Genomic DNA, 17,402 nt, shown 5'->3' on the forward strand with positions numbered 1-17,402 from the left:
CGCCATTTTAATCGTATCCATCGGATTGGGAAATGCGTTATCCGTTAATTTTGCGGAAAAGTGGACAGATCGTCAGATGATTCTGAGCTCGCCGTCATGTCGATGTAATGATCGATTGCATCCAGAACCGTACTTAGCGGCGATTGGGCAAACATAATTCGATCAGCGTGAATAGCGTTATAGGTAGCGTCCTCTTTGCTAATTTTGAAACCTCTATAATTCTCGTAAATGGTCTTCATATTAATCTCTCCCTCGCTAGGATGTATATTCTAAAATATCACCAAATGTATAAAAATGGTAGAGGTGTAAATTGAGAGATTCTGTCGCAAGCTGACTAATTGGATGAGAATTTTATTAAAATGGGGGGATAGGAGAAGATACTACATAAGGGGAAGTGTTTTTTGCTATTCTGTGCTTAATTATGTTACAGTTGAGATGAGGTGATTGTAAATGTTGAAATTAAGTATTCTAGATCAATCGCAAATTGGGGAAGGTCGTAATGCCGCGCAAACGTTGGCAGAGACAACCGAACTGGCACAAGAAGCAGATCGAATTGGCTATAACCGATTCTGGGTGTCGGAGCATCATGCTTCACAGGCGCTAGCACACTCAAGTCCTGAAGTGCTAATCGCACACTTGGCTGCCAAAACAGAACGTATACGCTTGGGCTCTGGCGGCATTATGATGCCTCATTACAGTGCCTATAAAGTGGCAGAAAACTTCCGGTTGCTGGAAGCCTTACACCCTGGACGTATTGACGTTGGTTTGGGGCGAGCACCTGGCGGTATGCCCATTTCTACACGTGCTTTGCAAGAAGGAAAGTATACAAGCGTTGATCAGTACCCGCAGCAGATTGCTGATTTGACGGGTTATTTATATGATTCACTACCGGCGGGACACAGGTTTGCGGCGCTGCACGCATCTCCGATTATTCAGACAGCACCTGAAATTTGGTTGCTCGGTTCCTCGTATGATAGTGCAAGAATTGCTGCAGATCAAGGGGCAGCTTTTGGTTTTGCGCAGTTTTTTGGTAATGCGGACTGTGAGCAAGCACTTCGTATTTATCGGGAGCATTTCACACTGTCGATCTTAAATGAGAAGCCTCATTCCCTTGCCGCTGTTTTGGTGATTTGTGCGGATACGGAGGAGGAAGCGAATCAGCTGGCGTTGAGCACAGACTTATTTTTCCTATCATTAGGACGCGGAATGCTGCTGCCTTCGTTCCCTTCTGTGAATACGGCGCTCAATTACCCGTACACAGAAAATGATTATGCTATGATTCGAAACGGACGCCATAGAAGAATTGTCGGCACACCACAACAGGTGAAAGAGCAAATTCTGAAGCTGAATGAAGCCTATCAAGCAGATGAATTTATGGTGGTTTCACCGATCCACAACATTGAGGCGCGTTTGCACTCGTATCGATTACTGGCGAAGGCATTTGAGCTGTAAAGAGTGCTAAGTGGGTAGGCTATGGGAAAAGAATACATGTTCACTTTGATTTCTATGAATCGGATCGAACTATGGCTCCAAGTACAGATAATGTACTTTTCTTATCTCCTAGTAAGACGTTAACTGGAAAACCTACAGTTAAATTCACGCTATTTGGTCTATATTTTGAAATAACTGGATTTCTTGCAGTTAATTTTAGACAATTGGTCAGATTTTGATCAAATGTTGAGAATTAGCTGGAGGTATTCCAGTTATTCGTGCTTGATAATGCAAATGGCGGAAATTAGCTGGAGGTTTTACAGGTATTACTGGCGTGTGAGGAATCGCACTATAGCTAAGTAGCTGGATGTAGCTGTGACTATTAACTATGTTGTCATTCAATCCAAGTTAGCTATCCAATCTACTGGTTGATTTGATCTACCTTGATCTTTCCGTATCATTCCTTTCACACTATATATCTCCTTTTTATGCAACCAACATTTGCGTTTTTTGACGTCTGCCATTACACTTAAACAAAAAATGGTGGAGTGGTGTCATGAGTAAGGGTCGTGTGTGGAACAAAGGAAAACGGAATGGTGGAGGCGGGCCTGCACCTGGAACGGGGTATAAGGAAAAGCTTGCAGCGGAGCAGCCATTTAAAGCGGAAGTTATTGATCTGTCTAACCCGATTAATCAGGTGAAACGCATGAGCCGTGAGAATTGGGTAGAGAGACCGACAAGACCAGTCCGCGGGCAGCAGCCTGATAAGTAACATCAAGTAACGCGTTAAGTAATGCGTCAAGTGAAGTCTGATTCGTCCTTTTAAGGGGACGGGTTGGGCTTTTTTAGTTTATCGAAGACAAGAGGTGTCACGACTTATTTCGCCAAGAGCCCCATATAATTGGGAAATGTGCGAAAAATGGGTTCGAATTGTATGGATAAGGGATCACAAAGGAGGAAAAGCAACGTGAGATCCGTGTTAAAGCTGGAAGTAGAGGAAGCGAAGGTGATGATCGCAGCGGGGATACAGGCTGCAGAAGAGGCGCAAGCTGCGGAGACAATCTGTATTGTCGACGACGGGGGCTATTTGATCGCACTGGAACGTATGAATGGGGCACGCAACACAAGTCCAGAGATGGCGATGGCGAAGGCGTTTACGGCGAGTGGGCATCGCAGGTCGACCCATCTGTTCAATCAGCCAGGTGGCCCTGCAACGATCCATGGGGAGGCGTTTGGGATCCATGCGATGATGCCGGGAAAGTTTGCGATCTTCGTAGGCGGATTTCCCATCGTGGTGAACGGTCAGGTGATTGGCGGGGTTGGGGTCAGCGGCGGAGCAGGCGAAGAGGATATCGCCGTTGGTGTGGCGACGTTGAAGGCGTTGCAAAAGCATCTCGGCCCTGCCTTCGAGGTGCTAACAGAGGCAGATATTAAGAAATAGCCATGGCCAAGGGCCAAACAAAACCCCGCCACATCTCCTAAGAGAAGCGACGGGGTCAATTTTTTTACCTATGCATAAGTGCTCTAACATATTGAAAAGTTTCCTCGATTGTACCATCTTCTAATCGTTCCAAGGAAATATCCACGCCAGGCTTATACGAGTGAAGCTTCTTCAAGAAAGCCGCAGTTTCAAACAATCCCTTGCCTGATTCTACGGCTTCAACTTCACCGTTCTTCACGACGAAATCCTTCAGATGGGTGAGGACGATGCGGCTGCCGAAGGTTTCGAACGCATGGTCCAGGAAAGCGATCTGATCTTGCGGTTCAACCGCCGTCGGCGGAAGCAAATTCACAGGATCGAAGACGACGCCGAGGGTACTAGAAGGCACTTGTTCTAGGATGCGGGCCATTTTCTCCGTACTGGACAGCGTATGGGTGAAAACAGGCTCTAAGCCGATGTGAACACCCCAGTGTTCCGCTTCCTCAGCTAATTCTTCAACGGTTTGTTGGAGAATGGACCATCCTTTTGCCTCATAACCTTTAGGATCTTCGGATAGATACGTCGTTAAATCGCCTGTTTCTGTGGCCACAATAGATGTGCCGAAGTCTCTGGCGTAGCGCAGATGCTCCTTAAACCGGTCAATTTCGTAGCGCCGCTGCTGCGGATCGGGATGAATGGGATTAATATAACAGCCGAGTACACCGATTCGCACGCCTGCGCGATGAAACTGCTCGCCAATATGGTTAGCGAGAGCTGGACTTAGCTTACCCAGACTTAAATCATAATCGCTGATCGCCTTACTGAGCGCAAGTTGAACGAAGTCGATCCCTCGACCGCTTAACTTCGCAGTGAGTTCCGTAAGTGGCAAATGTCCGACCGTATGAGCAAGCGTACCAATGCCCATTTATCTCGCCATCCATCCGCCGTCCACGCATAGTACGTGTCCGTTCATATAATCCGATGCACTTGAAGACAAGAATACAACAGGACCTTTCAAATCTTCCGGTGATCCCCAACGTCCAGCTGGAATACGCTCCGTGATGGACTTTGTACGATTCTCATCTTTCAAAATTGGAGCCGTATTATTGGTTGTCATATAACCTGGCGCAATGGCGTTGATTTGAATGCCTTTACCAGCCCATTCGTTCGCTAATGCTTTCGTTACACCGGCAATCGCATGTTTGCTTGCGGTGTAGCCAGGGACGTTAATGCCGCCTTGATACGTCAACATCGAAGCGATATTCACGATTTTGCCGCTGCCGCGCTCAATCATGTGACGGCCGATCAATTGGCATAGGAAGAAAGCCGAGTTCAAATTCAAATCAATGACATCATGCCAATCTTGGCGCGCATGATCAACCGCTGGTGTACGGCGGATGATGCCCGCGTTATTGACCAAAATATCGATGCCGCCATAAATACCGATTGCTCTAGTAACCACATCCTCAAGGATGTCTTCATTGCTAAGATCTGCTGCAATTAGCTCGGCTTTACCGCCTAAAGCACGGATCGTTTCAACGGTTTCTACGCTTTCGGAAGAGGATACCGCGATGACATTCGCGCCTGCTTCCGCAAGCCCGATGGCCATAGCTTGGCCAAGACCGCCTGAAGCGCCTGTAACGAATGCTGTTTTACCTGCAAGATTAAAAAGTGTCATAACGTACTCCTTTTCAGAACAGTAATGGATATGCCTTTCACACTCGTAGCGATAAAGTCATCTAAAGTGTTTCAATCTGTATGCCTGTCGCACGAAATTGTTGGGCCGTTTCTTCCGTCAAACCGCTATCCGTCAAGATCATGGCAACCTCGGACAGCGACGCGAATGTACGTAAGGCACATTGCCCGAATTTGAAATGATCAATAACGCCATAGACCGTTGCGCTGGAAGAGATCAATGCCCGCTTATAGTCGACAAGGTCATTGGTATAAATCGTAAAGCCGTGCTGTAAATGCACACCCGTGGCAGAAATAAACGATTTCTGAATGTTAAGTCCACGCACATAGTCGACCGCTTCAGGTCCCGCCAGCATGTTGCGCAGACGGTAACCGCCAGGAACGACAAGGCGAATTTCATCCTTATGGACGAGTTCAGAGATAATGTAAAGATCATTAGTTACAACCGTAAGCGGCTGATTATCCAGCCGCTTAGCGATTTCGAGCGTTGTACTGCCCCCGTCCAGCGCGATAATATCGCGTGGTTGGATGTATCGAAGTGCGAGCGTCGCGATCTCCGATTTTTTATCTGTATGCTTGATATTGGGTTCTTTCGCAGAAAGAATGCCTAACTGATCGCTTTGAGCCAGCATAGCACCGCCATGAATGCGGATGAGCAGTCCTTTTTCCTCAAGTTTGGCTAAATCTTCGCGAATGGTTTTTCCTGTGACTTGGAGTCGCTCGCTTAGCTCATTAACGGTTACTTCTTTCTGAGCGAGAAGAACTTCCATGATCGTTTCATATCTTCGTAAAGGATTCATCGGTTGTCATCCGTTCTTCTAATGGGATTACCGATTATTTTAAATCTTTCATAGCCACGGCGTCCATATCGTCGAACATTTGATTTTCGCCAGCCATACCCCAGATGAATGTATAGTTGTTTGTGCCTACACCGCTATGAATGGACCAGCTTGGTGAGATAACCGCTTGCTCATTACGCATAACAACGTGGCGCGTTTGTTGCGGCTCACCCATCATGTGGAAGACAACAGCATCTTCTGGCATGTCAAAATAGAAATAAACTTCAGAACGGCGGTTGTGCGTATGCGTTGGCATTGTGTTCCACATGTTGCCTGGCTTCAATAAAGTCATACCCATGACGAGTTGGCAGCTTTGGATGCCGTCTAAGTGGATGTATTTATAAATCGTACGCTCATTGGACGTATTAATGCTGCCCAGGTGAGCAGGAGTCGCTTCACTAATAGCAACTTTAACAGTCGGATACGTTTTGTGCGCTGGTGTGGAGTTGAAGTAGAATTTAGCAGGGTTTGCTGCATCATCACTGGCAAATGTAATTTCTTTGGAGCCAAGTCCGATGTAGATACAATCTTTGGAGTCCATGTTGTAGACGGTGCCATCCACGGTAATTGTTCCTCTTGCGCCAACATTGATAATTCCGATTTCGCGGCGCTCTAGGAAGTAATCAGCAGCCATTTCTTTGCGGTCAGCTTCTAATTTAAGTGTTTCTGTTGTTGGTAGTACACCACCAATAATAAAACGGTCAACGTGGGAGTACACTAATGTCACTTGGTTCGCAGTGAAAAGGGATTCAATTTGAAACTCAGCTTGCAAGCGTTCTGTGTCAAACTTCTTAACTTCATTCGGGTGTGAGGCATAGCGGATATCCATCGGTTAATCTCTCCTTAGAGTTGGTTTATTTGTGTTGATATACGTTCATATAGGTTTAATTTACTCCATAACATGGATTTAGGCAAGGAGTTCTTCAAACCTGTTTCAGAATTAGCGGAAGTGGTGAATAAAGAGTAACGAATCTGTACAAAACAAACAAACGAGTGTTATTAAAGAAAGTGAGGCGTGTTCGTATGGATAAAAGCCACTATTTTGACCATGTATGCAATGATACAATTCCAACAAAGGCTGATGAGGAAGATACGACGCCAACCGATATGGTAAGCGAAGCAGTTGAAGAGATTATGGATAATTTAAGTCATCCGTTCTCCGAAGACGAGTCCGAGAAGCAAGATTAGCTCGCGTTTTCCTTCAATAAGCAGCAGAAACAATAGTGAATCCCTTCCTAAGGAAGGGATTTTCTTTTCGTTCGCGTGGGAGTACAATGTCCATAAGAATGGAAGATAAGGAGCTCCGTATGCCGCATCGTGCAAGTCTTTTCCCAGATCTTTTATCCGATCCGCCGAGTCTGCCTCAGGTGGTTGCTTATTATTTTAAACAATGGCAAGGCTTTTATATGCCCTTTCACCGTCATGATGCGACGGAAATTATGTATACGATTCAAGGGTTTTGCAATGTGGAGATTGTGCTTTCGCCTACGAACACAGCCAGGGTCCGCTTGAAAAAAGGGGAGTTCATTCTGCTGAATGCGAATATCGCGCATCGGCTTATCGTGGAGGATGAGGAACCTTGCCGTATGCTGAATGTAGAATTCCGCTTCACGGCACATCAAGGGGATCTTCCTTCTATACAACAGTTAGCATTTGCAGAGAAACAGCTCGCCTCCTTATTAGAAGTACAGACGTCTTACTTGGTGCTTCGCGATCCAGATGAAGTCTATCACGTCATGAAAAGCCTAGTACTTGAGCTAGATAGGACGGCCGACAAAAGCGAAACGATGATTCAACTATTGATCTCTCAGCTGCTGATTCGTATTGCTCGTTTGCGACGAGAAACCGTAAGCAGCAGCTTGGTGCAAAGTGAATGGTATGCCAAAGTAAGTATGGACTACATGCACCAAAATTATGACCGAGAGATCCAAGTCAAGGATATTGCTGCCGCTGTGAATTTACATCCAGGTTATTTGCAGCGGATCTTTAAAACAGTGACAGGACAAACCTTAATGGCCTACTTAACGAACATTCGGATGGAGAAAGCGCAAATGCTCCTGCTGGAAACGGATGTCCCCATTGCAGACATTTCTGATTATATCGGGATTGGCAGCAGGCAGTATTTCCACATGTTATTTAAAACACATACGAATCTAACTCCGACGGATTATCGCAAATCCATGAATAAACACAAGTTTGATCATCCTGAAGGAAGTTAGGATTTTTGACAATTGGACAGCGATGAAGTTAGAAATTTGATAACGTTTTCTCTTCTCTACTTGGTACAATGTGAAACATAGACGAAGTGATAGAGAGGGCGATGAACATGTCATTTAAGGTAGCATTCATTGGTGCAGGCAGTATTGGATTCACACGCGGACTTCTGAGGGATTTATTGGCGGTACCTGAATTTCATAATATTCAAGTGGCTTTTACGGACATTAATCCCCACAATCTAGACATGGTAACTGAACTCTGCCAACGCGATATTCATGAGAATGGGTTAGCCATCCAAATACAAGCAACAACGGATCGCAGAGAAGCTTTAGAAGGTGCTAAGTACGTCCTTTGTACGATTCGGGTTGGCGGGTTAGAAGCTTTTGCTACGGATGTTGACATTCCATTGAAATATGGCGTCGATCAATGTGTAGGCGACACGTTATGTGCCGGTGGAATCATGTATGGACAGCGTGGCATTTCCGAAATGCTGCGAATTTGCCAAGACATCCGCGAGGTTGCTGCGCCTGACGTAACGCTTTTGAATTATGCGAACCCGATGGCGATGCTGACTTGGGCTTGTAATAAATATGGCGGCGTACGCACGATTGGCCTCTGCCATGGTGTTCAACATGGACATCATCAAATCGCGGATGTGTATGGCTTGGACAAGAAAGACGTCGATATCATCTGTGCCGGCATTAATCATCAAACGTGGTATATCCAAGCTACGCATAACGGGAAAGATTTGACGGCTGGGCTGCTTGAAGCTTTCGAAAACCATGAAGAGTTTGCACGAACGGAGAAGGTTCGTATCGATATGCTGCGTCGCTTTGGGTACTATAGTACCGAATCTAACGGACATTTGAGCGAGTATGTGCCTTGGTACCGTAAACGTGCCAGTGAAATCACCGATTGGATTGACATGGGTTCGTGGATTAATGGTGAAACGGGTGGTTACTTACGTGTCTGCACGGAAGGCAGAAGCTGGTTCGAGACGGATTTCCCTAACTGGATGAAGGATCCGGCGTTCGTTTATGCAGCGGAGAAACGCAGCGAAGAGCATGGTTCTTATATCATCGAGGGACTAGAAACAGGTCGCGTCTACCGTGGGCATTTTAACCTTGTGAATCAAGGTGTTATTTCAAATCTGCCTGATGATGCCGTCATTGAAGCGCCAGGTTATGTCGATCGTAATGGGATCTCCATGCCGCGTGTAGGCGATCTGCCTTTAGGACCTGCAGCTGTCTGTAATGTGAGTATTTCCGTTCAACGCTTAGCTGTGGAAGCCGCCGTTCATGGGGATGATAAGCTGCTGCGCCAGGCCTTTATGATGGATCCGCTCGTAGGTGCTGTATGTAATCCGAAGGAAATCTGGCAAATGGTTGATGAAATGCTCGTGGCACAAGAAGCTTGGCTGCCACAGTATGGAGCAGCGATTGCGGATGCGAAGCAGCGTTTGGCTGCTGGTAACCTCATTCCGACACGTGACTACGAAGGTGCAGCACGGGTGAAAGTAAAGTCCGTCGCGGATATGCAGCAAGATCGTGAAGCGGCGAATAAGAACGCTGGAGAAGCTGATAAAGGGAAAGATCGCGCAGCAACGAATGTCTAAATGTTCATTTGTTATCAAGTATGTTCATATGGGTTCTTTTCAGATATACTGAGAAGAGTAAGTGAAGGGTCGCTTGCGCGGCCCTTCTTGTGTTGCTCATTTGGAAGCGCTTAATGACGAAAGGGGACATTCGTATGTCAAATATTGGTGTATGGGAAGCAGCAGAGCCAGGCGTGACCCGCTGCATTTTAAAAGCTGAAGTAGGATTAATGATGATGGAGGTTCACTTCGAGCCTGGTGCTGAGGGGTATCAGCATAGCCATGTTCATGAACAAATGTCCTATTGCTTAAAGGGGAAAATCCAGTTTACAATCGATGGTGTAGTGACCGTCATTGAGCAAGGCCAAACGGTTTACATACCTAGTGGAGCTCAGCACGGAGTTACGGCTTTGGAAGCCTCTGCGCTATTAGATGTCTTTACCCCCATTCGTGAAGATTTGGTGAAACGATAGAGAAAATGCCTTTAAAGGTGTAGAAGATGCACACCCATGAAAAGCGCAACGACCCAGATTAAACAAGCGGAAACCTTATTTAATTTGGCCATAAAGATACCTTTGGAATCGCGAGCACCCATGAAATGACCTGCAAACGCCAAACCAAAGAACCATATCCAAGAAACAAGGATGATACAGATCGTAAACACCCATTTCTCAGTACCCGCGTACTCAATGGAATTTGTTCCGATAACGCCGATTGTGTCCAGGATCGCATGTGGGTTCAATAGGGAAACGGACGCCGCGAAGAGGATCTGCTTCTTAGGCGAACTTTTCTCGCGGGCAACAGGACTTTGAGGTGTAGGTTTACTTTTCCAAAGCATCCAGCCGATATACATCAGAAAGAAAAAACCAATCGTGTAGAGCACAGCTTGCAGCCACGAGAACGTTAAAACGATGAGTGAAACGCCAAAAACCGCAGCCAGGATTAGAATGGTGTCACAAAGGGCTGCTGTAAGAATGACAGGCAGTGCTTGCAGGTAAGAACGATGAGACGCTCCTTGGTTAAAAACAAAAACATTTTGTACGCCTAAGGGTAAAATGAGCCCAAAGCCCAAAATAAAGGCGTGAAGTATGGTGCTTAGCAAAATAGTCCGCTCCAATCATGATGTAAGTATGCGCTGTGGACATCTTCTAAGGATTATAAGGCTTTCGAAGTGAAATGGAAATATACGAACTTTTTGTGAAAAGGAAGGGTGATCCCTATGCAAACTAGTGGTAAATTCGCATGGACGTGGACGATACGCGAGGAAGATTTGGAAGAGTACGTTGAGATGCACTTGGCTCCTTGGCCAGAAATTATGGAAGAACATAGTAAAGCAGGTTTCCGAGACTACTCTATTTTTCAAAATGGCACGCAATTCTTCTATTGTTTTCAATGTGATGATGTCGAAGCTGCTTTTGCTTATTTGGCCGAAAGCGATGCGTGCAACCGTTGGAATGCCATTACTTCGAAAATGGTTGTCGGATCATTCGATTTCCGCGAAGCAGTACCGATTCAGCCGATGCGTGAGGTTTTCTACTTAAAATAATGGAATAATCATAGATTCATATTGAAGAGGATAGCTAGTGCATAATCTAGCATCCTCTTTTTGCGCTTTCTCGTATTTTCCAAAGCTGGTAGACGGTGGATCTAAGGGAATTCAAACGTACTTGAAGTCATAGTAGGATTGGGATAGTATGAGGAGCATAGTGATTTTTACCGAAAGGAATGTGGAAGATGAATAACCTTACTTTATTTATGAAAGCCTCTAGATTTCAGGTTATTCCAGTCATGGTCATTCCAGTTATACTAGGTGGACTAGGCGCAATTGTGTGGAACGATACGTTTCATCCTCTATTATTTGTGCTGACTTTCATAGGCTCTATTGCCGCGCATTTATTTTCCAATATGATTAATGATTTATGGGATTTTCGGAATGGGATTGATACCGCGGAGAAAGAAACGGCATCTACCATTGCGACGAATTCGGGCTTTTTAGCCAATGGGACGATTCCCGAACGAACGTTTAGCTTGTTAACGTGGTCGTTATTTGCCCTGGCCCTTATTTGCGGTCTTATTTTGAGTGTGACCAGTGGATGGTTAGTCCTAGTTTTTGGCGGGTTAGGTGCCTTAATTGCTTACTTCTATGTGGCTCCACCTATTAAATTTGGCTATCGGGGCAAAGGCTATAGTGAGATAGCGATTCTACTTTCCTTTGGTATTTTGCCAACCTTGGGCAGTTATTATGTTCAAACGATGACTATTGATTATCGGCCTATTCTACTTTCTCTGCCTGTTGGGTTGTTGACGACGTTGATTCTATTTAATCATCATTTCTTACATTGGCAAGCAGATCGTACGGCAGGGAAACGTACTTTAGTCGTTGTTTGGGGTGAAAAAAGAGCTTTAGTTTTCTCCAAGTTTCTATTCGTTCTTTCGTATGCTGCGCTCATTTATTGCGTGATTGATGGTGTATTTCCTTACTATACGCTTCTCGCTTTACTTACTGCTGTCCCTTTCTATCGTGTTTACAGCAATTTGAAGGCGGAGAATCCTTCGCATGCTTATTTGCCTTTGATGGGGGCCTCTCTCAAAGCAACCAAAAATGGAGGCATCATTATGATGCTGGCCTTAGTTGTTCAAGCGATTATACAAGCTTTCTAACAAACACAATCTACTAACAAAGTGAGGTCATACGATATGAGTAGACAATTTACGATTGGCGATTTTCATACGATACTTTCTGAAGGCGAAGTTTGGAAAATCGGCGGATTCCCCATGCCAGATGGTTCCTTCTGGGAGTTTAGGGAGCCGAATGCTACGATTATTGTACGCAATGGCATTTTATACGCACGTGCTCAATTAAGCCGCTCGAACAATTATGTTCAGTTTCTAGATAACGCGAAACATATGTATTACTCTGCAAAGGATGTTGAAGTGCCAGAAGATGGCGAGATTTCGTTCGAATTGCAAATTCGTGCACGTACGACGAATACGGAGCCTAACGATCTCTATGATGGCTTTGTCTCCTTGAATTTACTGGACTTCACAACAGGTGCAGCACTGGATTTCTTTGCTGGTAATGACAAATACGCGAGCGTGTATGCTGTTCTTCCTTTCCCAGGCGTACAAGTGCCTGAAACCGACAAAACACGGTTCTTCTGTATTTTCAAAGAGGAAACGAACTTCCAGCCACGCGAATTTAACACGTACAAAATTACGTACCACCGCGGCAAGGATGAAGTCATTTTCTACGTAAATGGGGAAGAAGTTCGACGCGAAACTCAGGTGCCGATCAAATTCAATCGCTTCACTGTCGCATTAGGTATGATGACGGAGAAAGATTTAACACCGCAAGGCAGCGTTTCGCTGCATGGACAAACGATTATTGCTGAATGGTCCCCTGTGACGGTGACAGTAACCGAATAAGAGATTACATCTTAAGAGCTCTGACTTCATGCAAGTGAAGTCGAGCTCTTTTTTTGCACGCTCCTGCCTATGGGTGAATACACTGGAGTACTCTGCAGTTGATCAACTAGGAGGTACGAATATGCGGAAGTATACAGTTAAACAGGATCCTCGCGATTTTCGGGATTTGACATACAGGAGCGTCAATTTTATCCGTGAATCCGATCTGCCTAAGCACATCGATTTACGTAACCGACTTTCACCTGTGGTGAACCAAGGCGCATTGGGTTCATGTACGTCGAATGCGATTGTAAGCGGACTGCGTGAATTTTGGCTGCGTACAGAAGAGCAGAATCCGCCGCGGTTATCCCGCTTGTTTCATTATTGGCATGAGCGTGAGCTGGAAAATACGGTTGAAACCGATTCTGGAGCAACCATTCGTGATGGTTTAAAAGTATTGCAGAAGACGGGCGTATGCCCAGAAGAAGTATGGCCCTATGAGATCAATAATTTCAGGAGTACGCCCAATTATGAAGCAGAAGCACTTGCTCGTTATTATCGGATCGAGGGGTATCACCGAATTCACGACCTTGCGGGCATAAAGGCTTCGTTGGCCGACGGTTCACCTGTCGTGTTTGGCATCTGGATTTATTCTTCTTTTGAAAGTAAGAAAGCAACAACGACTGGGATCATTCCTTATCCGAATCGAAAAAAAGAGAAGCTGTTAGGCGGCCACGCTTTACTGGCTGTTGGCTATAAGGATGGAAAAGAAAAGGGGCAAGGCGTTGTCATTGTCCGAAATTCTTGGGGGAGCAAATGGGGCGATGGAGGCTATTGCTACATACCCTATTCTTTTTTCAGAAATAAATCACTTACCTTTGATTTTTGGACTGGGAAATAATAGGAATCCAGAGGGGGCCTAATCGATGTTAACGGTAGAAGATGCGAATAAAATTATTGCTTTTTTATCAGCAGGCTATTTTGCAACCGAAGATCCGGAAGCTAGAAAAGAATTTAACCGCCTAGCCAATGAAGTCAGGAAAGCATCAGGTCAACCTGTGCAATAAACGAAGGGGTAAGATCTTGAATCTCATTCGAATCGAGGGGCGGCGCTCATGTCCAAAAAACAGCTGCAAGGGCTAATACTTTTGTTATTCATTCTGTTAGTTATCCTTTTAAGTATTTTATTATGAACAGTTATAAAAGTAAAAACAGCCGTTTGCGTTTTTCTCGCAGCGGCTGTTTTGTTTGTTATCGTCACTTAAAACCCTTTGTATTGCGGCTCTTCACTTTCAAGTTGCTGAACCCGGGTACTGACCTGATCCACGATACTTTGCGTAGATTGGGCGGCGGTTTCAAATAGTTGTTTGGCTTCTTGATTCTGCGTGCTTAGAGCAAAGGATTCAAGACTGGCCTGAGCGCTTTTGAGGGAAGCTAGAGTGGTCTTAACTTGTGATGCTACTGTCATGTGGTTGCACTCCTTTTAATTGAGAAATGGATGAGAACAAATGAAACACAGTGCTCTCTTGTTTGCGGTTGTTAATATGCCCGTAATAATTGAAGTTAATATACCAATTATATCCATTTTAGACGAATGATAGTTAAGGCGGAAATGACACATAATGAGAATGAAGAGAATGGGTGAAGGAGGGTTCATGCTGTGCCAGAATGGCTAACGATTGTGATTAGAGCCTTAGGAACATTGGTGTTTTTGTTCGTATTAACACGGATTTTAGGTAAGAAACAAATATCTCAGCTTACTTTTTTTGAATATGTGATTGGGATTACGCTCGGTGATTTGGCAGGGAATATATCGACCGAAGTGGAGTCCAATTACTGGCACGGGGTTATTGCCATTCTCGTGTGGTGTCTGGTGCCATTATTGCTGGAAATTTTAACGTTAAAAAGTAAGACGCTTCGAATTTGGTTCGAAGGCCGAGGCCGAGTCATGATTAAAGATGGCAAAATCCTTGAGGATAATTTAAAAAAAGAACGGTATACAGCTGACGAATTGCTGGAGCAATTACGTACGAAGAGTATTTTTCGCGTGGCTGACGTGGAGTTTGCGTTGCTGGAGCCGAGTGGAGATCTCAGTGTTTTACTCAAAAGTGAGAATCAACCATTAACCCCTAAGCATTTGGGTATGAAGCTAGTTACGGAGAAGCCCACGCAAGCTGTCATGGTAGATGGTGTTGTTCAAAACGAGCCCTTGGCCGCAGCGGGTAGAGGACCTGGTTGGCTTCAAACTGAACTGGAAAAGCTGGGCGTAATCAAAGAAAATGTTTTCCTCGGTCAAGTGAACACGCATGGTGAATTAACCGTTGACCTGTACGATGATAAGCTGAAAGTGCCTGAACCGAGCGAACGACCAGCATTACTGGCAACTTTGAAAAAATGTGAAGCCGATCTAGAGTTGTACTCCTTAACAACACAAAATGAAGAAGCGAAAATGATGTATGAAGCGTGTTCCGTTCAATTAACTAAGGCGATCCAGCAAGTACATACGCTTCTCAGAATGTAGATTAACGGAAAAGGAGTGTGAACAATATGGCTAATAATAAGAAAAAGAATATGACAATGACACAGGAAGAGTATCAAAAACTAGCCAAGCAGCAAGAGCCTAAACGACCTGTTCTCAAAAACTGCAGCAGAGCGTTTCTAGTCGGCGGTACGATTTGTTTAATCGGTGAATGCTTTATGCAAATGTTTATCAAATGGTTCGGATTTACTGAGAAAACAGCGGGGAATCCCACGGTTGCTGTGTTGATCATTATCTCCGTTATTTTAACGAGCTTCGGCATTTACGATAAAATCGCCCAGTGGGCGGGAGGGGGAAGCTCCGTGCCTGTCACAGGGTTCGCGAACTCCTTATGCTCTGCGGCAATTGAGCATCGTGCAGAAGGGCTTGTGCTTGGTGTCGGCGGCAATATGTTCAAATTAGCAGGTTCTGTTATCGTTTTTGGTACTGTAGCAGCCTTCGTGGTAGGGATTGTACATCTGATCATCATGGGTGGGAGCTGAAAGGAATGCTAAGAGGACATCAAAGCTGGGTGTTTAAGAATCGGCCTGTGATTCTTTCGACGGGCACTGTGGTTGGACCTGATGAGGGCAAAGGGCCGCTGAGCGAGGAATTTGATATCGTTCACGATGATTTGACCATTGGACAAAAAACGTGGGAAAAAGCGGAGAAAGCGCTGCTTGAAGAAGCCGCGCAGCGTGCTCTCGCGAAGGCCGGTCTGACCGACGGCCAGATTCAGTTCTATATTGGAGGCGATCTGATGAATCAGATCATCTCCAATACATTCGCTGTGCGCACGCTGAATATGCCGTATATCGGCATATTTGGCGCTTGTTCTACATCGATGGAAGGGCTGGCGCTAGCCGCGCAGCTGCTGGATTCAGGTGCGGCCAATTACGTGATGGCCGGGACCTGCAGCCATAACTGCACGGCGGAGAAGCAGTTCCGTTATCCAACGGAGTACGGTTCACAGAAGCCGCCGACGGCGCAATATACGGTGACTGGCGCTGGCGTCGCCGTGCTCGGGAGAAAGGGTGATGGCCCTGTCATCACCTCGGCGACGATCGGTCGGATCGTGGATATGGGCATCACGGATCCGTTCAATATGGGCGCGGCGATGGCGCCAGCTGCCGTCGATACGATCCAAACGCATTGTCGTGAGCTGGACCGCGACCCATCATACTACGACCTCATCGTGACGGGAGATTTGGCCTCCGTTGGGACGAGCATTGCGCGGGAGCTCTTTCAGAAGCATAATTTCCCGATTGAACAAACCACCTATAGCGATTGTGGATTGATGATTTTCGATCGCGAGAAACAAACGGTCCAAGCAGGCGGCAGTGGCTGCGGTTGCTCTGCAACGGTGACATACGGTCATTTGCTTAATCGAATCGCAAAAGGGGAATTGAAGCGCATCCTCGTTGTAGCAACGGGCGCTTTGCTTTCACCGTTGTCCTTTCAGCAAGGGGAGAGCATTCCCTGTATTGCCCATGCTGTTTCCATAGAGTCTGGAGGGTTGTACGTATGAGCTTTGTATGGGCTTTTATCATCGGAGGAGCCATTTGTGTGATTGGTCAGCTTTTGATGGATGTGGGTAAACTTACGCCTGCACACACGATGAGCACGTTAGTCGTGCTTGGCGCCATCGCGGATGGCTGTAATCTGTATGAGCCGCTGATTGATTTTGCTGGAGCGGGGGCGACGGTACCGATTACGAGCTTCGGCAATGCGCTTGTGCACGGTGCGTTAGAGGAACTGCACAAAGATGGTTACATCGGCATCATCACGGGGATTTTCAAAGTGACGAGTGCGGGGATTTCATCCGCGATCATTTTCTCGTTTTTGGCCGCGTTATTTGTCAAACCGAAAGGTTGATTGGTTAGCGGAAGGAAGATTTCGTTAATTCGGAAGAAATTCATCACGGCATGTTGTGTGCGTTATGAACAACGTGAACAACGTGAATAACGTGAATATCGTCTAAGACGCCGGAAGGCGTCTTTTTGCGTGATAGTATCCACTTATTCCATTAAGCTCGTTAACCTCACTCGTTCGGCGCAATCCACGGATCCAACTCTTACGACTCATTCAACCCGTCTAACTCAACTAACTTGTCAAACCCGGCTAACCTGTCTAACTTATCTAACTTATCTAACTTATCTAACTCATCTAACCCGGCTAACCCATCTAACCCATCTAACCCATCTAACGCATCTAACGCATCTAACTCAACTAACTCAACTAACTCAACTAACTCAACTAACTCAACTAACTCAACTAACTCAA

24 protein-coding genes are annotated in these 17,402 nt (G+C 45.7%); 16 read left to right on the forward strand and 8 right to left on the reverse strand.

The features are described from left to right. Positions 1–44: 44 nt before the first annotated feature. On the reverse strand, positions 45–239 hold the full coding sequence (locus tag A8709_RS12045) for a hypothetical protein (protein WP_065852575.1): 195 nt from the start codon (positions 237–239) through the stop codon (positions 45–47). Between the two features lie 211 nt (positions 240–450). Here A8709_RS12045 and A8709_RS12050 point away from each other — a divergent pair, with 211 nt between their 5' ends. The 3 genes from A8709_RS12050 (at position 451) to A8709_RS12060 (ending at position 2,872) form a co-directional block, all read left to right on the forward strand. Then, a complete protein-coding gene (locus tag A8709_RS12050) occupies positions 451–1,452 on the forward strand; it encodes an LLM class flavin-dependent oxidoreductase (protein WP_065852576.1) in 1,002 nt (333 codons plus the stop codon). Between the two features lie 535 nt (positions 1,453–1,987). Then, positions 1,988–2,203, forward strand: coding sequence for a hypothetical protein (locus A8709_RS12055; RefSeq protein ID WP_065852577.1), 216 nt, complete (start codon positions 1,988–1,990; stop codon positions 2,201–2,203). 195 nt (positions 2,204–2,398) lie between these two features. Beyond that, positions 2,399–2,872, forward strand: a complete 474-nt coding sequence (locus tag A8709_RS12060; protein WP_065852578.1) for a GlcG/HbpS family heme-binding protein — start codon at positions 2,399–2,401, stop codon at positions 2,870–2,872. A 64-nt stretch (positions 2,873–2,936) separates the two neighbouring features. On the opposite strand, the gene A8709_RS12065 is transcribed toward A8709_RS12060, so the two are convergent. The 4 genes from A8709_RS12065 to kduI form a co-directional block, all read right to left on the reverse strand. After that, complete coding sequence (locus A8709_RS12065) at positions 2,937–3,776, reverse strand: sugar phosphate isomerase/epimerase family protein (RefSeq protein ID WP_065852579.1); 840 nt, start codon at positions 3,774–3,776, stop codon at positions 2,937–2,939. After that, a complete protein-coding gene (kduD, locus tag A8709_RS12070; RefSeq protein ID WP_065852580.1) occupies positions 3,777–4,529 on the reverse strand; it encodes a 2-dehydro-3-deoxy-D-gluconate 5-dehydrogenase KduD in 753 nt (250 codons plus the stop codon). Positions 4,530–4,590: 61 nt separating this feature from the next. Continuing rightward, positions 4,591–5,346: a DeoR/GlpR family DNA-binding transcription regulator gene (locus tag A8709_RS12075; RefSeq protein WP_065852581.1), complete on the reverse strand. Its 756-nt coding sequence runs from the start codon at positions 5,344–5,346 to the stop codon at positions 4,591–4,593. Positions 5,347–5,380: 34 nt separating this feature from the next. After that, the gene (gene kduI, locus A8709_RS12080; protein ID WP_065852582.1) at positions 5,381–6,214 is read right to left on the reverse strand and encodes a 5-dehydro-4-deoxy-D-glucuronate isomerase; all 834 of its coding nucleotides are present in this window, start codon (positions 6,212–6,214) and stop codon (positions 5,381–5,383) included. Between the two features lie 194 nt (positions 6,215–6,408). Between kduI and A8709_RS34505 the strand changes: the two genes are divergently transcribed. From A8709_RS34505 to A8709_RS12095, 4 genes are all read left to right on the forward strand, one after another. Next, positions 6,409–6,573 (forward strand): hypothetical protein, encoded by a 165-nt coding sequence (locus A8709_RS34505; RefSeq protein ID WP_167357062.1) that lies wholly within the window; start codon positions 6,409–6,411, stop codon positions 6,571–6,573. Between the two features lie 86 nt (positions 6,574–6,659). Then, positions 6,660–7,604, forward strand: a complete 945-nt coding sequence (locus A8709_RS12085) for an AraC family transcriptional regulator (protein WP_341833421.1) — start codon at positions 6,660–6,662, stop codon at positions 7,602–7,604. 107 nt (positions 7,605–7,711) lie between these two features. Next, positions 7,712–9,217, forward strand: a complete 1,506-nt coding sequence (gene melA / locus A8709_RS12090) for an alpha-glucosidase/alpha-galactosidase (RefSeq protein ID WP_065852583.1) — start codon at positions 7,712–7,714, stop codon at positions 9,215–9,217. Between the two features lie 134 nt (positions 9,218–9,351). Beyond that, positions 9,352–9,669 (forward strand): cupin domain-containing protein, encoded by a 318-nt coding sequence (locus tag A8709_RS12095; protein WP_065852674.1) that lies wholly within the window; start codon positions 9,352–9,354, stop codon positions 9,667–9,669. Between the two features lie 11 nt (positions 9,670–9,680). Here A8709_RS12095 and A8709_RS12100 read toward each other — a convergent pair whose 3' ends face one another. After that, on the reverse strand, positions 9,681–10,298 hold the full coding sequence (locus tag A8709_RS12100) for a LysE/ArgO family amino acid transporter (RefSeq protein WP_065852584.1): 618 nt from the start codon (positions 10,296–10,298) through the stop codon (positions 9,681–9,683). A gap of 117 nt (positions 10,299–10,415) precedes the next feature. Here A8709_RS12100 and A8709_RS12105 point away from each other — a divergent pair, with 117 nt between their 5' ends. From A8709_RS12105 to A8709_RS12125, 5 genes are all read left to right on the forward strand, one after another. Continuing rightward, complete coding sequence (locus A8709_RS12105; protein WP_065852585.1) at positions 10,416–10,742, forward strand: L-rhamnose mutarotase; 327 nt, start codon at positions 10,416–10,418, stop codon at positions 10,740–10,742. 209 nt (positions 10,743–10,951) lie between these two features. Then, entirely contained in the window at positions 10,952–11,857 is a 906-nt protein-coding gene (locus tag A8709_RS12110) for a prenyltransferase (protein ID WP_244163161.1), read from the forward strand. 36 nt (positions 11,858–11,893) lie between these two features. Further along, positions 11,894–12,622, forward strand: a complete 729-nt coding sequence (locus A8709_RS12115) for a DUF6081 family protein (protein ID WP_065852587.1) — start codon at positions 11,894–11,896, stop codon at positions 12,620–12,622. 121 nt (positions 12,623–12,743) lie between these two features. Continuing rightward, positions 12,744–13,502, forward strand: coding sequence for a C1 family peptidase (locus tag A8709_RS12120; protein WP_065852588.1), 759 nt, complete (start codon positions 12,744–12,746; stop codon positions 13,500–13,502). Between the two features lie 25 nt (positions 13,503–13,527). Next, positions 13,528–13,668 (forward strand): N-acetylmuramoyl-L-alanine amidase, encoded by a 141-nt coding sequence (locus A8709_RS12125; RefSeq protein ID WP_065852589.1) that lies wholly within the window; start codon positions 13,528–13,530, stop codon positions 13,666–13,668. A 194-nt stretch (positions 13,669–13,862) separates the two neighbouring features. Here A8709_RS12125 and A8709_RS12130 read toward each other — a convergent pair whose 3' ends face one another. Then, positions 13,863–14,069, reverse strand: a complete 207-nt coding sequence (locus tag A8709_RS12130) for a DUF1657 domain-containing protein (RefSeq protein WP_065852590.1) — start codon at positions 14,067–14,069, stop codon at positions 13,863–13,865. Between the two features lie 192 nt (positions 14,070–14,261). Here A8709_RS12130 and A8709_RS12135 point away from each other — a divergent pair, with 192 nt between their 5' ends. From A8709_RS12135 to spoVAE, 4 genes are read left to right on the forward strand one after another with little or no spacing between them, the layout of a single operon-like run. Beyond that, complete coding sequence (locus A8709_RS12135) at positions 14,262–15,122, forward strand: DUF421 domain-containing protein (RefSeq protein WP_065852591.1); 861 nt, start codon at positions 14,262–14,264, stop codon at positions 15,120–15,122. Between the two features lie 26 nt (positions 15,123–15,148). Beyond that, positions 15,149–15,622, forward strand: a complete 474-nt coding sequence (spoVAC, locus tag A8709_RS12140; RefSeq protein WP_065852592.1) for a stage V sporulation protein AC — start codon at positions 15,149–15,151, stop codon at positions 15,620–15,622. 5 nt (positions 15,623–15,627) lie between these two features. Further along, a complete protein-coding gene (spoVAD, locus tag A8709_RS12145; RefSeq protein ID WP_065852593.1) occupies positions 15,628–16,647 on the forward strand; it encodes a stage V sporulation protein AD in 1,020 nt (339 codons plus the stop codon). Next, positions 16,644–16,994, forward strand: coding sequence for a stage V sporulation protein AE (gene spoVAE / locus A8709_RS12150; protein WP_065852594.1), 351 nt, complete (start codon positions 16,644–16,646; stop codon positions 16,992–16,994). Before spoVAD ends, spoVAE begins: the two co-directional genes overlap by 4 nt. A gap of 199 nt (positions 16,995–17,193) precedes the next feature. Here the strand turns inward: spoVAE and A8709_RS34510 are convergent. Further along, positions 17,194–17,402, reverse strand: a 209-nt coding sequence (locus A8709_RS34510; protein ID WP_208607670.1) for a hypothetical protein, incomplete at its 5' end; no start/stop codon positions are given.

Source organism: Paenibacillus pectinilyticus, from assembly GCF_001700435.1.
In the GTDB taxonomy this organism is placed as follows: Bacteria; Bacillota; Bacilli; order Paenibacillales; family NBRC-103111; genus Paenibacillus_E; species Paenibacillus_E pectinilyticus.

What these genes read in the sequence shown, in the direction of transcription:
- A8709_RS12110 (WP_244163161.1), top strand. Translation starts at nt 10,952, where the DNA reads ATGAAAGCCTCTAGATTTCAGGTTATTCCAGTCATGGTCATTCCAGTT.
- A8709_RS12075 (WP_065852581.1), bottom strand. Translation starts at nt 5,346, where the DNA reads ATGAATCCTTTACGAAGATATGAAACGATCATGGAAGTTCTTCTCGCT.
- A8709_RS12115 (WP_065852587.1), top strand. Translation starts at nt 11,894, where the DNA reads ATGAGTAGACAATTTACGATTGGCGATTTTCATACGATACTTTCTGAA.
- A8709_RS12105 (WP_065852585.1), top strand. Translation starts at nt 10,416, where the DNA reads ATGCAAACTAGTGGTAAATTCGCATGGACGTGGACGATACGCGAGGAA.
- A8709_RS12045 (WP_065852575.1), bottom strand. Translation starts at nt 239, where the DNA reads ATGAAGACCATTTACGAGAATTATAGAGGTTTCAAAATTAGCAAAGAG.
- kduI (WP_065852582.1), bottom strand. Translation starts at nt 6,214, where the DNA reads ATGGATATCCGCTATGCCTCACACCCGAATGAAGTTAAGAAGTTTGAC.
- A8709_RS12065 (WP_065852579.1), bottom strand. Translation starts at nt 3,776, where the DNA reads ATGGGCATTGGTACGCTTGCTCATACGGTCGGACATTTGCCACTTACG.
- A8709_RS12050 (WP_065852576.1), top strand. Translation starts at nt 451, where the DNA reads ATGTTGAAATTAAGTATTCTAGATCAATCGCAAATTGGGGAAGGTCGT.
- melA (WP_065852583.1), top strand. Translation starts at nt 7,712, where the DNA reads ATGTCATTTAAGGTAGCATTCATTGGTGCAGGCAGTATTGGATTCACA.
- A8709_RS34505 (WP_167357062.1), top strand. Translation starts at nt 6,409, where the DNA reads ATGGATAAAAGCCACTATTTTGACCATGTATGCAATGATACAATTCCA.
- spoVAC (WP_065852592.1), top strand. Translation starts at nt 15,149, where the DNA reads ATGGCTAATAATAAGAAAAAGAATATGACAATGACACAGGAAGAGTAT.
- spoVAD (WP_065852593.1), top strand. Translation starts at nt 15,628, where the DNA reads ATGCTAAGAGGACATCAAAGCTGGGTGTTTAAGAATCGGCCTGTGATT.
- kduD (WP_065852580.1), bottom strand. Translation starts at nt 4,529, where the DNA reads ATGACACTTTTTAATCTTGCAGGTAAAACAGCATTCGTTACAGGCGCT.
- spoVAE (WP_065852594.1), top strand. Translation starts at nt 16,644, where the DNA reads ATGAGCTTTGTATGGGCTTTTATCATCGGAGGAGCCATTTGTGTGATT.
- A8709_RS12130 (WP_065852590.1), bottom strand. Translation starts at nt 14,069, where the DNA reads ATGACAGTAGCATCACAAGTTAAGACCACTCTAGCTTCCCTCAAAAGC.
- A8709_RS12125 (WP_065852589.1), top strand. Translation starts at nt 13,528, where the DNA reads ATGTTAACGGTAGAAGATGCGAATAAAATTATTGCTTTTTTATCAGCA.
- A8709_RS12055 (WP_065852577.1), top strand. Translation starts at nt 1,988, where the DNA reads ATGAGTAAGGGTCGTGTGTGGAACAAAGGAAAACGGAATGGTGGAGGC.
- A8709_RS12095 (WP_065852674.1), top strand. Translation starts at nt 9,352, where the DNA reads ATGTCAAATATTGGTGTATGGGAAGCAGCAGAGCCAGGCGTGACCCGC.
- A8709_RS12120 (WP_065852588.1), top strand. Translation starts at nt 12,744, where the DNA reads ATGCGGAAGTATACAGTTAAACAGGATCCTCGCGATTTTCGGGATTTG.
- A8709_RS12085 (WP_341833421.1), top strand. Translation starts at nt 6,660, where the DNA reads ATGTCCATAAGAATGGAAGATAAGGAGCTCCGTATGCCGCATCGTGCA.